The 14,317-nt window shown below is 62.3% G+C and carries 18 protein-coding genes and 2 tRNA genes; 7 read left to right on the top strand and 13 right to left on the bottom strand.

Going from position 1 to position 14,317, the window contains the following annotated elements:
* Positions 1 to 194: 194 nt before the first annotated feature.
* The 6 genes from QMZ05_RS10785 to QMZ05_RS10760 all read right to left on the bottom strand — a co-directional run bounded on the left by QMZ05_RS10785 (position 195) and on the right by QMZ05_RS10760 (position 6,600).
* Positions 195 to 2,015, bottom strand: a complete 1,821-nt coding sequence (locus QMZ05_RS10785) for a carbamoyltransferase C-terminal domain-containing protein (protein ID WP_353700734.1) — start codon at positions 2,013 to 2,015, stop codon at positions 195 to 197.
* A 1,038-nt stretch (positions 2,016 to 3,053) separates the two neighbouring features.
* Positions 3,054 to 3,830 carry a cyclase family protein gene (locus QMZ05_RS10780; RefSeq protein ID WP_353700733.1) on the bottom strand — a complete coding sequence of 259 codons (777 nt, stop codon included), beginning with the start codon at positions 3,828 to 3,830 and terminating at the stop codon, positions 3,054 to 3,056.
* Positions 3,831 to 4,171: 341 nt separating this feature from the next.
* Positions 4,172 to 4,248 (bottom strand) — tRNA-Pro (locus tag QMZ05_RS10775).
* A gap of 116 nt (positions 4,249 to 4,364) precedes the next feature.
* Entirely contained in the window at positions 4,365 to 4,847 is a 483-nt protein-coding gene (locus QMZ05_RS10770; protein ID WP_353700732.1) for a DUF192 domain-containing protein, read from the bottom strand.
* A 174-nt stretch (positions 4,848 to 5,021) separates the two neighbouring features.
* Complete coding sequence (locus QMZ05_RS10765) at positions 5,022 to 5,684, bottom strand: cold-shock protein (protein ID WP_074126089.1); 663 nt, start codon at positions 5,682 to 5,684, stop codon at positions 5,022 to 5,024.
* Between the two features lie 199 nt (positions 5,685 to 5,883).
* Positions 5,884 to 6,600 (bottom strand): Sir2 family NAD-dependent protein deacetylase, encoded by a 717-nt coding sequence (locus QMZ05_RS10760; RefSeq protein WP_353700793.1) that lies wholly within the window; start codon positions 6,598 to 6,600, stop codon positions 5,884 to 5,886.
* A 249-nt stretch (positions 6,601 to 6,849) separates the two neighbouring features.
* Between QMZ05_RS10760 and QMZ05_RS10755 the strand changes: the two genes are divergently transcribed.
* Positions 6,850 to 7,011 carry a hypothetical protein gene (locus tag QMZ05_RS10755; protein ID WP_353700731.1) on the top strand — a complete coding sequence of 54 codons (162 nt, stop codon included), beginning with the start codon at positions 6,850 to 6,852 and terminating at the stop codon, positions 7,009 to 7,011.
* A gap of 110 nt (positions 7,012 to 7,121) precedes the next feature.
* On the opposite strand, the gene QMZ05_RS10750 is transcribed toward QMZ05_RS10755, so the two are convergent.
* The 3 genes from QMZ05_RS10750 to QMZ05_RS10740 all read right to left on the bottom strand — a co-directional run bounded on the left by QMZ05_RS10750 (position 7,122) and on the right by QMZ05_RS10740 (position 8,480).
* Complete coding sequence (locus QMZ05_RS10750) at positions 7,122 to 7,397, bottom strand: hypothetical protein (protein WP_353700730.1); 276 nt, start codon at positions 7,395 to 7,397, stop codon at positions 7,122 to 7,124.
* Positions 7,398 to 7,703: 306 nt separating this feature from the next.
* Positions 7,704 to 7,889, bottom strand: a complete 186-nt coding sequence (locus QMZ05_RS10745) for a hypothetical protein (RefSeq protein WP_353700729.1) — start codon at positions 7,887 to 7,889, stop codon at positions 7,704 to 7,706.
* Positions 7,890 to 8,132: 243 nt separating this feature from the next.
* The gene (locus QMZ05_RS10740; protein ID WP_353700728.1) at positions 8,133 to 8,480 is read right to left on the bottom strand and encodes a GrlR family regulatory protein; all 348 of its coding nucleotides are present in this window, start codon (positions 8,478 to 8,480) and stop codon (positions 8,133 to 8,135) included.
* A gap of 169 nt (positions 8,481 to 8,649) precedes the next feature.
* On the opposite strand from QMZ05_RS10740, the gene QMZ05_RS10735 reads away from it, so the two are divergent.
* The 5 genes from QMZ05_RS10735 to QMZ05_RS10715 all read left to right on the top strand — a co-directional run bounded on the left by QMZ05_RS10735 (position 8,650) and on the right by QMZ05_RS10715 (position 11,759).
* A complete protein-coding gene (locus tag QMZ05_RS10735) occupies positions 8,650 to 8,823 on the top strand; it encodes a hypothetical protein (RefSeq protein WP_157863264.1) in 174 nt (57 codons plus the stop codon).
* A 97-nt stretch (positions 8,824 to 8,920) separates the two neighbouring features.
* The gene (locus tag QMZ05_RS10730; protein ID WP_353700727.1) at positions 8,921 to 9,169 is read left to right on the top strand and encodes a hypothetical protein; all 249 of its coding nucleotides are present in this window, start codon (positions 8,921 to 8,923) and stop codon (positions 9,167 to 9,169) included.
* A 683-nt stretch (positions 9,170 to 9,852) separates the two neighbouring features.
* On the top strand, positions 9,853 to 10,101 hold the full coding sequence (locus QMZ05_RS10725; RefSeq protein ID WP_353700726.1) for a hypothetical protein: 249 nt from the start codon (positions 9,853 to 9,855) through the stop codon (positions 10,099 to 10,101).
* A gap of 181 nt (positions 10,102 to 10,282) precedes the next feature.
* Entirely contained in the window at positions 10,283 to 10,735 is a 453-nt protein-coding gene (locus QMZ05_RS10720) for a VOC family protein (RefSeq protein WP_050420326.1), read from the top strand.
* 382 nt (positions 10,736 to 11,117) lie between these two features.
* A complete protein-coding gene (locus QMZ05_RS10715; RefSeq protein WP_353700792.1) occupies positions 11,118 to 11,759 on the top strand; it encodes a glutathione S-transferase in 642 nt (213 codons plus the stop codon).
* 63 nt (positions 11,760 to 11,822) lie between these two features.
* Here the strand turns inward: QMZ05_RS10715 and QMZ05_RS10710 are convergent, their stop codons facing one another.
* Both QMZ05_RS10710 and QMZ05_RS10705 read right to left on the bottom strand, forming a co-directional pair.
* The gene (locus tag QMZ05_RS10710) at positions 11,823 to 12,068 is read right to left on the bottom strand and encodes a hypothetical protein (protein WP_353700725.1); all 246 of its coding nucleotides are present in this window, start codon (positions 12,066 to 12,068) and stop codon (positions 11,823 to 11,825) included.
* A 31-nt stretch (positions 12,069 to 12,099) separates the two neighbouring features.
* The gene (locus QMZ05_RS10705) at positions 12,100 to 12,357 is read right to left on the bottom strand and encodes a PilZ domain-containing protein (RefSeq protein ID WP_050420322.1); all 258 of its coding nucleotides are present in this window, start codon (positions 12,355 to 12,357) and stop codon (positions 12,100 to 12,102) included.
* Positions 12,358 to 12,694: 337 nt separating this feature from the next.
* On the opposite strand from QMZ05_RS10705, the gene QMZ05_RS10700 reads away from it, so the two are divergent.
* Positions 12,695 to 13,381, top strand: coding sequence for a class I SAM-dependent methyltransferase (locus QMZ05_RS10700; protein WP_353700791.1), 687 nt, complete (start codon positions 12,695 to 12,697; stop codon positions 13,379 to 13,381).
* Positions 13,382 to 13,511: 130 nt separating this feature from the next.
* Here the strand turns inward: QMZ05_RS10700 and QMZ05_RS10695 are convergent.
* Positions 13,512 to 13,586 (bottom strand) — tRNA-Glu (locus QMZ05_RS10695).
* A 394-nt stretch (positions 13,587 to 13,980) separates the two neighbouring features.
* The coding region (locus tag QMZ05_RS10690) for a hypothetical protein (protein ID WP_353700724.1) at positions 13,981 to 14,317 on the bottom strand (337 nt) is incomplete at its 5' end.

Genomic DNA, 14,317 nt, shown 5'->3' with positions numbered 1-14,317 from the left:
GGTTGAACTGGATCGGCAGCGGAGCTTCACCTCTCCCTTGGGAGAGGTCGGCGCGTAGCGCCGGGTGAGGGGTCACGGTCTCTCGTTAGAGCTGCGCCCCCTCACCCGATTTGCTTCGCAAATCGACCTCTCCCCAACGGGGAGAGGTGAAGCGAGTGCGTCGCCAAAGCGCTTCGATCTCAATTCATCTTGCTCTAGCTTCCGCCGCGGCTGGGGTCCTGCGTGGTCGAGGAGACGATGGTGGCAACGTCGCCGAACGTCGTCATCACGGGCGTCACGACCTTGTGCATGGCGGTCTTCGACACCAGCGTGTCGTGCAGCACGAGGTTGTCGATGCCGGTGGTGAGGAAGCAGCTCACCGCATCCTGCGGCGTCTCGATGATCGGCTCACCCTTGACGTTGAACGAGGTGTTGATCAGCACCGGCACGCCGGTCAGCGCCTCGAACTCCTTCAGCAGGCGATAGAGCATCGGGTTGGTCTCCTCCCGGACGCTCTGCACCCGCGCCGAGCCGTCGACATGCACGATCGCCGGGATCCTGTCGCGCCACTCCGGCCGTACCGGCTTTGCGATCAGCATGTAGGGCGAGTCCTCCTCACCCTCGAAGATCTCCTTCATGCGCTCGGCCAGCACGATCGGCGCGAACGGCCGGAACGCCTGGCGGTGCTTGACGCGGCTGTTGAGGATGTCCTTCATCTCGGCCTTGCGCGGATCGGCGATCAGGCTGCGGTTGCCGAGTGCGCGCGGCCCGAATTCGGAGGGTCCTTGAAACCAGCCGGTCACGCGCTGGTCGGCAAGCAGCTTCGCGGTGTCGCGGCAGATGTTGTCGCTGCGCTTCGCATCGATCTGGATGCGCACCAGGAAGCTTTGCAGCGCGGCCGCCACCTCGGCGTCGCTGTAGCGCCGGCCGACATAGGCATGGTCCATCACGAACGAGCGGCGCTGTTTCAAAATCTCCAGCCAGCCGTAATAGGCGCAGCCGATGGCGATGCCGTCGTCGCCGGCGGCGGGCTGGATCCAGACGTTCTCGAAGCCGGCCTCGCGCGCGATCCGCCCGTTGGCCACGCAGTTCAGCGCGACGCCGCCGGCGATGCAGAGGTTCTTCGCGCCGGTGCTCTCGCGCAGCCAGCGCGCCCGCGCCAGCAGCACGTTCTCGGTGTCGTCCTGCACCCGCCAGGCGATATCCTCCCAGTGCCGCATCGTCGGGCTCTTGTCCCAGCTGCCGCTGTCGAGCACGAAGGGCTGCTGGTTGTCGGCGCCCCAGAACGGCACGTGCAGTCTGCCGTCCTTCATCTCGAGCAGATGGCCGACCTGCTCGCGGCGGCCATAGGGCGCAAGCCCCATCAGCTCGCCGCACTTGTTCCAGTCGCCGAACACATAGGTCGAGACGCGGCTGTACAGCGCGCCGAGACCCGGCATGTTGTAGAACTCGTCCGACAACAGACCGCGCGCCGGCTCCATGAAGACCTTCTTCAGGCATTCGAGCCTGGTGTCGTCGAACCTGTAATAGCTCTCGGACTCGCGGGCGAGCGGCGAGGCCGCATCCTGCGGATAGGACTCCATCGCGTCGGCCTGGTAGCTGCCGACGCCGTCGACGATCATCACGACGCCATCCTTGAACGGCGACACCGCGAACGCGCTGTAGGCATGCGCAAGGTGATGCGAGATCGACACCACCTTGTCGGATTTGGAACGAAACAGCGGATGCTTGATTGCCTCGTTGCGTTCGGCGATCGGCAGGAAGCCCGGCATGTCCTGGTGGAGCATCCGCTCCTCCATCTCGGGCACCGGCAGGATGTAGCTGTTGCGCACCACGAGATCGACGTCGTCGAGCGTGATGCCCTCGGCGGACAGGCAGTAGTCGATGACTTCCTTGTAGAAGCCGGAGGCGTGCTTCTCGCGGGTGATGCGCTCCTTGGAGATCGCGTAGGCGATCGCGCCGTCACGCAGCAGGCAGGCGCTCACGTCATGGTCGTAGACGTTGAGACCAAGGACGTAGGTGTGTTGTTTCGGCATGGGCACTCTTCAGGGAGGACTCTCAACGCTCAGAGAACATGATCGTGTCGACTTCAAGTTCGCGACCGCACTTTCCGCGGTTCGCAAATCTCTGCTTCTGCGATGCACAAATCAAATCGGCGCCAAGTCGATGCAAAGTCGATGCAATGCAAGATGAACAGAATGAACGGCGGATGAACGACAAGATGAGCGCAGCAACCACGTCGTCCTTTGCAGGCGGGAGTGTAACTTGACCTTACCTTTTGGTCTCAATAGAGTCGTTAAAGCTCGCAAGAACCTTAGTGAAAATATTGTCTTAGCATGCTCGAACCGGATGCCGGTGTCGCGCGTCTAAGCGAGACAGCCAGCATCAGTTCAGATGTTTGGAAGTGACTGGAGATCTTCAGAATGACTAAACGCTACAATATCCTGACTCGTTGCCTTGCAGCAGTCGCTTTGTTGTTCGTCTATGTCGCAAGCACCTCTGCCATCCTGGTTGGCGCCACCACCTCGTCGGCGCAAGCACAATGGCGCGGACGTGGCTATGGCTATCGCGGCGGCTGGGGTCGCGGCCGCGGATGGGGTTATGGTCGCGGATATGGTTATGGCCGCGGCTATGGCTACTACGGCGGTTATGTCGGTCCCCGTTGCTGGTGGACCCCGCGTGGTGTTCGCGTTTGCCGGTGGTAACAACCACCCGGCCGACACAAGCGATATTGAAGACATAAATCAGGTGCGTCGATTTCGGCGCACCTGATTTTCTTTTGGGCGGTACCTTTTGGGACTTAATCTTTTGGGACTTGGCTCGCCCGGACGCGCGCAACAGTCCATGGCGCGCAAGAAAGAGCCCCGGGAGACGCCGGGGCTCTAGTCACGGGAGAGAACGCTTCGGAAATCGGGACGCGAGGAGGAGCCGGCGGCCCGATCACCCAATGCATCTACTGCGTGCATGAGAGCAGATTCGGCCTCCTCAGGCTGTAGCCGTATCGCAACAACCTGCAGTAATGAACAGCCTGTCCACCGGTTCCCTCGCCCGCCGAAAACCGCCTGAGCCATGGCCTAACCGTCGAGGATGGCAACCGCCCTCGTCCACCCCGCCGACGCACGCTCGATCTTCACCGGGAAGCACGACACCATGAATCCGGTCGACGGCAGCAGCTCGAGATTGTGCAGTTTCTCGATGTGGCAATAACCGATGTGCCGCCCGGCCTTGTGGCCTTCCCAGATCAGACTGGCGTCCCTGGTTTCGGCATATCTCTTCGCGGTGAAAACGAACGGCGCATCCCAGCTCCAGCCGTCGATGCCGGTCAGCCGCACGCCGCGCTCGAGCAGATACATCGTCGCCTCATAGCCCATGCCGCAGCCCGAATTGACGTAGTCGGGCTGGCCGTATTTCGCGCCGGCGCTGGTGTTGACGACGACGATCTCGAGCGCCGACAGCGTATGCCCGATACGCTTCAGTTCGGCCTCGACATCGCCGGCGGTTGCAACGTAGCCGTCGGGCAGATGCCGGAAGTCGAGCTTCACGCCCGGCTGGAAGCACCATTCCAGCGGCACCTCGTCGATGGTCCATGATCGCTCGCCGCGGTTCATGGTCGGGTGGAAATGCCAGGGCGCATCGAGATGCGTGCCGTTGTGGGTCGAGAGCGAGACCTGCTCGACGGCCCAGCCCTGCCCGTCCGGCAGATCCGCAGCCTTCAACCCATCGAAGAACTGCAGCATGCGCGGCAGCCCCTGCTGATGGTCGATATACTGGATGGTCGGGTGGTTGCCGGGCGGATCGGCCGGAACGTCGTTCTGCAGGGGAACGGAGATATCGATCAGTCTGCGCGCCATGGTGCCTCCTCGCGGATTGGTCTTGTCAGGCTGGACTACCCTGCCAGCCCGCGCGCGTGATCGGCAAGCCACATCCGCTCGGGATCGCGGCTGATGACTCACCACCGGACTGCGGCAAGGCAGCACAACGTTGAACCTATTTCCCGCCGAGGCGACCCATGGGCACTGGGGATTTCAGGGCCCAGTATTCGACGGCGCCGTCCGGACGAAGATATTCCGTCCGGGCGGCGTTGTTGCGTCAGGCAAGACAATCTCGATCGAAGTTTGCTTGTGCACGTAGTCCCGCGCGGCCAAGCCACAGCCTGCCCGGTCAGCTCTTTCGATCAAGCTTTGCGATGGGATGGTCGGGGCAGCTGGATTCGAACCAACGACCTGCAGTACCCAAAACTGCCGCGCTACCAGGCTGCGCTATACCCCGACATTTCCGAGAAGCCCCGTGGATACACGCTTCAGCCAGCGCCAGCAAGGCACCGGTGACGGGCTTCGGGCCGCGAAATCGGCGGCGGTTTCCGTCCCGAAATCGCGTCAAGAAACCTAGTGACCGCCGAACAGCGGATGGCCGACCCGATCGCCGGGCTGGATGCCGTATTTCTGCGCGGTCCCGGCAATCACCTCGAGGACGCCCTTGGCGAGCCCCCGCGACGGAATGATCTTGGTCGACAGCGGCTCGGTGTTCTCGGCGATCCGCAGGATACGCCCGTCGGCGCGGATGAAGATCATGTCGAGCGAGATGTAGGTGTTCTTCATCCACATCGACACTTCCTGTTCCGGCGTGAAGTCGAACAGCATGCCTTTGCCGTCCGCGAGCTCCTTCCGGTACATCAGGCCGGTCTCCTTCTCCTGCTCGGTGGTCGCCATTTCGACGGAGAAGACGTGCACGCCCGATTTGGTGACGATCTCGAGCGGCTGGACGCTGGCTGCCTGCGCGGCCGGGGCCAGCAGCAGCGCGCCGAACATCATGACGAGGGAGGCCACCAGCCACGGGCGAAGCCGCCCAACCACGCGATCGAAATTCATCGACAAATACTCACACCGGGGAAGATTTTCCGGCGGACCCTAACCCGATGATTGCGGCAAATGCCAGAGCCCTGGAGGCTCGCCGGCGGCTCACGTTTCCGTCAGGGCGGACGACCGTTGTATTGGGCATGATCTTTTCGGAAAGCCGCTTCGCACTTTTCCGGATCATGCCTTTTAGTGCGACGACAGCGCCGACGGACCGGTCTCCGGGTGGATCTCGGCGGCCATCATGCCCTTGGAGCCGGGCCCGAACCGCACCAGCACATACTGGCCGGGGCGCAACTCGGTCATGCCGAAGCGGCGCAGCGTCTCCATGTGCACGAAGATATCGGGCGTGCCCTCGCCGCAGGTCACGAAGCCGAATCCGCGCAGCCGGTTGAACCACTTGACTTGTGCACGCTCGAGCCCGCTGGTCGCGGTCACCGTGACATGGGTTCGCGGCGGCAGCATCTGCGCCGGATGGATCGCGGTCGACTCGTCCATCGAGACGATGCGGAAGGCCTGGTAGCCCTTCGCGCGCTGCACGCACTCGACGACGAGGCGCGCACCCTCATAGGCGGTCTGATAGCCGTCGCGCCGCAGCACCGTCACGTGCAGCAGGATGTCGGGCCAGCCATTGTCGGGGACGATGAAGCCGTATCCCTTGGAGGCGTCGAACCATTTGATGACGCCGGAGACTTCGACGAGGTTTGCCGCGGCGTCGCCGAGACCGGAGAAGGCATCCATCGCCGGATCGCGCGGCCCGCTGCCGTACTCGCCTTGTCCAATCCTGCTTTGCCCAACTCCGCCTATCGGCGGCCCGCCGAGCTTCTTGGACTCAAATCCGTCCGACCCCATGACCCCGGACCCCACACATCAAATGCAGAGCGCCGACGTTGCGGCGCACCCAGTACACGCTGCTTTCCATGACCAACTCATTTGGACGCTGCGCGAATCTCTCAACCAAAAGATAACACTCCCGCTTCCCGGGCATAGCTAAAAAACGATTCTTGCGGGAACTATGAACAGGCTTGCACAGCCGCGAATCAATCCGGCGTCAGTTGCCGACGAAAGGACCAAGCGTGTCGCCGATGTCGTGACGGATCACCAGATCGGCGATGTCGTCCTGATCGGTCGGCTCGTTGTTGATGATCACGAGCCGCGCGCCGCTCTCCTTGGCCATCATCGGAAAGCCCGCGGCGGGCCACACCACCAGCGAAGAGCCGATCGCCAGCAGCAGGTCGCAATGCCTTGCGAGTTCCGTCGCGCGGCGCATCGCATCCTCGGGCATCGACTGCCCGAACGAGATCGTCGCGGTCTTCACCGGATCACCGCACTCCGCGCAGTCGGGCGCACCACCGGCCCTGTCGAAGTGCAGCTTCACCCACGAGAGGTCGTAGGCCTTGCTGCAACCGATGCAGCGGGCGTAGGTGGTGTTGCCGTGCAGCTCGATGACGTCATCGGCCTTGAAGCCCGACGCCTGATGCAGATTGTCGATGTTCTGGGTGATGATGCCGGGAACCTTGCCTGCCCGGTACAGCGACGCGAGCGCACGATGCCCGCGCCCCGGCTTGGCAGCCGCAAATGTCGGTTCCATCGCGAAGCGGCGCCGCCATGACTCGTCACGCGCCTCCTGACTGGCGACGAACTCGTCGAACGGGATCGGCCGCTTGCGGGTCCACAGCCCGCCGGGCGAGCGGAAGTCGGGAATGCCGCACTCGGTGGAGATGCCTGCCCCAGTGAACGGCACGATCGACGATGCCTCGGCAATCATGTTGCCGAGCCGCTCGACGCCGCTGCGCAGGTCTTTTGCAATCGAGTCTTTTGCAATCACTGAAGACGATCCGGTTGGTCGCCGCGACTATAGCACGGCCGCACCGATTGCGAGCTCGACCGTGACGCGAGCGATCAGGCCGCCTGCCGCCTCAGCATCATCACATTCCTGCACGGCCTGCTCCGCATTGACGCCCAATTCGCCCACGCCAATGCGCGCGGGATAGGACCAATACGATGAGGATGGGCAATGACGGATCTGGAAGAGCGCGTCGCGCGCGAGCGCGAGGAGATCGTCGCGCGCATCGCCAGCTTTAGGGCGACCCAGCAGAAGTTCGAGCGCGATCGCCAAGAGTATTACGACAACACGCTCGGCAACGTCTGGAGCGGATCTCAACGCAAGAGCGCCTGATGTCGTCCACGCGCGCTCCCCAGACGGCCGATGCGCGCGCGTTCCCGCTCTATCGCATCATGACGCACGAATGAGAAAGCCCGGAGCGGTGTGCTCCGGGCTCGTCGCCGTTACCAATAGTGGCGATAGTAGTGGTGCCGATAATACGGGCCGCGATAATAGGCGTAACCGTCGTCGTAGTAGCCGTAGCGCGGGCCGTAATAGCCGTAGCCGGGCCCGTAATAATAGCGTGGGCCGTAATACGCACCGGCTGCGCCAGCTGCGAGCGCGCCGGCAGCCAGACCGAACGCCAGGCCAGGTCCGATATGGCGCGCCTGCGCCGGCGCGCTGACCATCGTCGCGCCAACCGTCGCAACCGTCGCCAAAACTGCCAATGTCTTTTTCATGGGCAACCTCCTCACGTTGTTATGTGCACCAACGCGAGCGGATTGGGATGGTTGCAGCAAAACGCCTGTTCCGGTTCCCCAGCCATGCGATAGCGCAAAGCTACCATCGGTTAGCGCCGGAACAAAAACACAACCTCAGTGATTAGCTGTGATGTAAGCGAGGTTGGCATCGATGCCGGCATGGATGGAACTGCTGCTGAACGTGATGGGCTTTGCCGGCTTTATCGGCATCGCGATGTATCACAAGCATCCGAACGGGAAGCTGCCGGACTGAGCGTCGGCGTCGCCCCCGCGAAGTGCTGCGCCTCAGTTTGCCTTGCGCGCCTCTCCCGCCGTGCGGACCAGCCGGTCCGCCTTCACGAGCACCTTGCCACTGTCCGGCTGCGGCCGAAGCCAGAAGCTGATCACCACAAAGGCGGAACAGAACAGCAGGCCCACCACCATCACACGCCGGTGGGTCGGTCGGTCAGCGCTATGGAACGATGGCGTCATGGCTGTCACCTGCAACCATCCCTAGCGCAATCGCAGGTGGTGACAACGCAATGCCACTCTTAACCTAACTCGGTAGGGTTAGCGGTGGCCCGGTATGGCGCCGATGGGAACGTCCTGGTCGCCGGCTGCAGTGGAATCCACAACATATCCAGCGCTTGTCCGCAGCAAATTCACAGGGGCCGTAAGCCCGTTTCCTCAACAGGCTTCGGCTCTTGCCGCACACTCGTCCACAGCCTCGCCCGATCAGGCGTCCGCCAGGCGTTTCAGGGTCGCCTGGAAGCTCAGGCTGCGGGTTCCGACCAGCACGGTCCCGAACGCTTCGGCCTCGTCGCCGCTGAAGGTGCCGGAGAAGCCGCTCGTCACCTCGTGCCCGGCGAACAGCGGCCGGGCGAACGGATCGGAAAACGGGGAATGCTGGTTGGTCCTGAGGTGCCCCTTCCAGGTGCCCTCGCCGGCCCTGTAAGCGCCGATCGACCAGAAATACGGCCCGCCGCCGATCAGGAGACCATCCCGCAGGATCAGGACGCCACTGTCGCGGCCGCGCACGCCGTCGGTCATATGGATATGGATCGAATAGAGCCCGTTCCGCATCGATCGCGCCGTCCGGTCCTGAAGGGCTGGCAGTATGACGCCAAGCCGGGCGGCGCGCGAGCACGCCGATACCGCCCGGTCGCCGATTCGGGCCGAAAGCGCGGATCCAGACGCTAACAACTCGTTAAGAAAGCCCTGACAAGGTTCGGACCGCCGGAGGGAGAGAGCCATGCTCATTTACCCCGTACCTGTCGAAGTGACGCAAGCCAGGGTGCAGCTCGTCGTCGATCAGACGGCGAAGGAGCAGCCGCGCATCATCAGCGCCGATGTTCTTGACGTCTTCGCCGCCAAGAACAAGGCCGACCGTGATGCCGTCGAGACCATGCTCGACATCAAGGTGTGAACGCAGCGCCAGCGGAATGCGGGCCAGCGCAGGTTCGATCGCCAGAGGAACCACTCCAGGACCTGCGGGTCGTCTCCACTGAAACCAGGAGACAGCCATGAACAGGCTTATCGTCGTCGGTACTCTCGCCCTGATATGCGGCCCAGCGTTCGCCCAGAATGCGGGTCCCGCCCCGCAGAGCGGCATGGAGCGGCCTGAAAACACCAACGGGGCCACACCGAAAGGTGCGATGGACACCACGGGCATGGATGTGAAGCGAGCCAACGAGTCCGAGACAAAGGACACGACGACGCGTGGCACAGCCGGCGCTTCAAAGTCAGGAACCAATCCGCCGAAGCCACATTGACGAGCGGAACGGCGATCACACGAGTGGTGCCGGCAAGATCACCGCCCTGTCGGCTTTTGCAAGACCCTGCGAATCCCCCTCGCGGGGTCTTTCCTTTGAACCTTTTGCGCGCAGCGAAGACATATCGGCACTGGGGATTTCAGGGCCCAGCATCCGGCGCAGCGCTGTGGGACGAACATATTCCGTCTACGCGGCGCTGTTGCATTTTATGAATTCAACCTTAAGTTTGATCCCCAACAGTTGACGGCTCACGCCCTGAGAGATCCCCAGTCCGTCAACTGGGAAAGCCCCGCATCCAGCCTGCGGGGCTTTCTATTTTCCGGCCCCGGGAACCTTCTGTCCGCTGCGACATTGTATGCTTGGTTGCCGGCACGATCTCCCCAAGGCCGGTCGGCATCAGACCTCGCGAGCCCGCTCGCGGGGTTTTGCTTTTTTAGAGGATGTCCAACCTCGCGCGTCCTTGATTGGCGGGGATGAGCATTCGATGAGATAGAGGCGCGTGCCTCCAAGGCTCGACCACGAAAGCCCTGTCCTGGAATTTTCCTGGAATTTTCCTGGGCGGGGCTTTCTCGTATCACGTGCGGAGCATGCTTGCGGCGATGCGGCGGCGCATAAATTTAGATACTGCGCCAATTGGGCGGCAACCCCTGACTGCTAGCAAGGCGTGGCATCAGGGACAGCCCATGTCAGAAGACCAATCGTCAGCCGATCTCGCGCCGATCATGTGGAAATGGTTGGTGCGGCTGATCTGGTTCGGCAGCATCGGATTTTTTCAGTTCGCCGAGATCGAGCGATACCTGAGCGGCAACACCTGGCGCCCCTTTTTCGGCCTCTACGCCGGCCTGCTGTTCGCTCTCGTCATCTGGTTCATGGCCTCTGCGATCCGGAACATCGCTCAGCGCAGGGAGGCGCGGCACGGCCCATCGACCTGACGAGATTCCCTCGAGCCTTCACGCAATCGCGATCATGAATGGCGGGAAAGCACGAACGGCAGCGGGGCAGCCCCGCACGTTAGCGCTGCCCCTCGATGCGATTTGCTGCTAGTTTTCGTCCCCGACCATCCCGCCCAAACAAGCATCTTTGCAAGAATCTGAATCTGCCAGGAGGACAACAATGCGCTATCTCCACACCATGCTGCGCGTCCGCAATCTCGATGTCGCGATGAAATTCTATCAGGACGCACTCGGGCTGAAGGAAGTGCGCCGCATCGACAATGACAAGGGCCGCTTCACGCTGGTGTTTCTCTGCGCGGAGGAAGACCTCCATCTGCTCAAGTCCCTGCCGCAGACCCGCGGCGCGCCGCTGGTCGAGCTGACCTACAATTGGGACGAGGAGAAGTACGGCGAAGACCGCCATTTCGGCCATCTCGCCTACGAGGTCGACGATATCTACGCGACCTGCGAGAAGCTGATGAAGATGGGCGTCACCATCAATCGTCCGCCGCGCGACGGCAACATGGCGTTCGTGCGTTCGCCCGACCTGCACTCGATCGAGATCCTGCAGAAAGGCGATCCGAAGGCGCCGGCCGAACCGTGGGCCTCGATGCCCAACACCGGTCACTGGTAGAGCGCGAAAGTAAACGCCGCACCCGAGCGCACGTTCCTGTCTGCACGTCTCCACCGGTAACGGGCGGGACAATCTCTAGGCGGGACGATCTCTAGGAACGTGTCGCAACCGTTGAAGTTGCCTCCTCATACATTGAATGCGAGGAGGTAACGAGATGGGAAAGGGAATTTTGCTTTGGCTGTTGGGTGTGCCGATCCCGGTGATCATCGTGCTGTGGTTGTTGTTCGGTCGGTGACTGCGTTTTGATGCTGCGTATGAGCGAGGCTCTGCCGCGATGCGGTGGAGCCTCTTTTTTTTGCACTCGATACAATTCACCGCGCGCTTTTCCCCGACTGTTCGGCTAAGAACGCGCGCAAAGCACAACAGCGGGAAGAATCGCGTGATGGACAGCAAGCCGCAACTGACGATCTGGGGCCGGGCCAATTCGGTCAATGTGCAGAAGGTGCTCTGGTGTCTCGCCGAGCTCGACCTGCCCTATCAGCGCATCGATGCCGGCATGCAGTTCGGCAAGAACGATCAGCCTGACTATCTCGCGATGAACCCGAACGGCCGCGTCCCGACGCTGGTCGACGGCGACTATGTGCTGTGGGAATCCAATTCGGTGATGCGCTATCTCTGCATGGCCTACGGCCAGAGCTCGCCGATCTACCCGCAGGCGCCGAAGCTGCGCGCCGCCGTCGACCGCTGGCTCGACTGGACGCTGTCGACGCTGCAGCCGGTCGACCGCCCCGTGTTCTGGGGGATCGTGCGCACGCCGCCGGAGCAGCGCGACATGGTCAAGATCCAGAAGGACGCCGATGCCGAGGCCGTGGTGTGGCGCGTCGCCGAAGCGCAGCTTGCAACGCACCGCTTCATCGAGGGCGATCAGTTCACGATCGCCGACATCGCGATCGGCGCCTTTGCGCGGCGCTGGTTCGGCGTCGAGGGCCTCACCAAGCCGAAGCTGCCCAATCTCGAACGCTGGTTCGGCGAGATCGCGCAGCGGCCGGCCTTTGTGCGCATCGTCGCGCCGCCGATGTCCTGAGCGGCAAGGCGGTCAGAGCATAATCTTTTCGGAAAACCGCTTCGCACTTTTCCGGATCATGTTTCAACGTCCGCTGGACATCCCGGCGCCAACACTGACGGCGCCACCGAGTTTCACGCAGGTGTCGGTGCCTTCGACCTTGACGAAGCCCGGTCCGTACGACGCGCAAGGATTGCTGCGCGTCGCGGATTTTGACGGCAAGGTCCTGCCGGCATCGGGCGGCGTCTGGAAAGTGCGGCGATCGCCGGCTTGCGCGAGCGCTGCGGCGGGAAGCAGGACGGCGATGACGGCGAAACAGGTCTTGCGCATCCGGCCTTTTATCGCGCGGGGCCCAAAGAGGCTAGCGCACGAATTTGACGCCGAACGTCCTGCCCTCGCGCCAGACCACCTCGCAGGCGCGCCCGGTCCGGGCGTCGCGCGAAAACGCCAGCCGCAGCTTGGCCGGCAGCGTGTTGTTGTCCTGGACCGTGATTTTTGCGCCGGTCGAGGACATGTCCTCGACCACGCAGGGCCGCGCGGCGAACCCGCCATCGAGCGTGATCCAGCCGGACTGACGCAGCGATTTGCGCGTTTCGCGTTTCTTGGACCCAAGAGCCATCACATCATCCCCGGGCACACGCCTATCCCCGCGGGCTTACCAAAGAGTTGCGAAATCGTGGCGGATTGCAGCGATTGCGGGCTTGTTCACACCCGCGGGGACGGCGCGGCAAAGCCTCCACCCGAAAGACAATCCGTTCAATTGGCCGGATTTCCGGTTCGGCCCGTAATGGCGCTCCCTGGCGGCGGCAAGGGTGGCACGCAAATGGGGTAATCCACGCGCGCCTTTGAAACTCACTCGAACCTATGCTTTCCCCAAGGGGGGCGACGGCCGTGCACCGGCGGACGGACCGTGGTTTTGACGGCTCGCCCATAGAGATAGAGAAAGGCTTGTGCCGATGCTGGCGCGCTCACTGGACCGCCTCTTGCCGACGCTCAAAGCGATCAACGCCGACGTTTTCGCCAAACGCGCATTCGAGTTCGCGTTTTGGATGAAACTGCGGGCTCAGCAACGAATGTCCGGCATCTATGAACCCTGCTTCACCCAATTGGTTGATCTGGCCTTAGACGATTATCGCGGCAAGAGAGTGCTCGATATCGGCTGCGGCCCACTTGGTACATTAGAGTGGGCCGACATGACGATCGAACGCGTTGGCCTCGACCCGCTGGCTAACCTCTATCAAAAGCTGGGAACTGATAGCCACAAGATGACATATGTGACGGCTCATTCCGAAAGTATCCCCTATCCGGACGGCCATTTCGATATCGTCTCCTGCTTCAATGCGCTCGACCATGTCGATGATCTCGATCAAACAATCGCGGAGATCAAGCGAGTAGTAGCAAAGGGTGGAATATTCTTGCTGGGCGTCGATACTAACCACGCGGCGACGATTGCTGAGCCGATCACAATCGACTGGGGCATCGGTAAGAAATTTCACCCAGAGATGAGCATCGAAGTCGAGCGGCATTATGAACGGTCATCGAACAACTATATCGATGTGATGAATAGCAAAGCGTTTTTCGATCACGCCGATCCTCGCCCCCGGCCCGGCATCATCATTCTCAAACTTCGCAAGGTGCTTTAGTCCGATCGTCGCCGCAGTGGTCGACGCGCCGTCATCCGCTTCAATGAAATTGAGGAAAACTCCCAAACCATTTTGGCCGGCTGGGAAAATCATCGACAACCAGGGAAAAATCAGGCGCTTAAGCTGCCAATGGCGCTCCCTAGCGGAATCGAACCGCTCTCTCCACCGTGAAAGGGTGGCGTCCTAACCGATAGACGAAGGGAGCAAAACTCCCGGCAAATCAATACGTTAGACGTGAGATGCGCCGGACTGGCCGCTACCGGCGAACGGCTGCGACGGGCGAACGTATAGTGGCGATTGGCTGGACGGGCAAGCGTCCAGAACGCTTTTCCCGGATTGCCGGCGCCCGCAGGAGGTCACCTGCAGGACAATCCGGCCTCGATCGAGGTCCAGAAGCCGCAATGCGACGGCACATGCGCATGCGCCCGCGAACCGCCCACATGAATCAGGATGGCGGCCGCAAGCGCGACGACGACGGCGGGAACAATGAGTCTTCGGAACGACATTCTTCGGAACGACATGGGTCTGCGCATCGAACGACATCGTGGCCTAACTAAGGCCCGCAGGCCGGACGGCAGCAACGCGCTCCGCGTCAGCCGCTAGTGGTTGCTGGCGACGTCCTGACGATTGGTCTGCTGCGCGGCGGCCACTGCCGGCGTCCGCTTGATGCAGGTGCTGCAGATCACGAGCTTGCGCGCCAGCCGGTCGTCCGCATCCGCTTCCGACAATTGCGTCTCCGCGACCGCCGGTGACGTGTTGCGCGCATGGCGCCGTGGCGGCGGGGCATTCGGATCCTGCCCGGCACCGTCCCAGGCCAGCGGCCCGGTTCCGGACGGCGGTGTGGTCATGCTGTATTGCTGAGAATATTGCGCGCAGGCGCCGAGCGCGATCGGAAGAAACAGCACAGCGGCCTTGCGGGCCCAGTTCCGGGATGCA

Source organism: Bradyrhizobium sp. INPA03-11B, assembly GCF_040446015.1.
Classification (GTDB): domain Bacteria; phylum Pseudomonadota; class Alphaproteobacteria; order Rhizobiales; family Xanthobacteraceae; genus Bradyrhizobium; species Bradyrhizobium macuxiense_A.
Note: the sequence above shows the minus strand (reverse complement) of the source record. Positions and strands in the feature narration are given on the sequence as shown.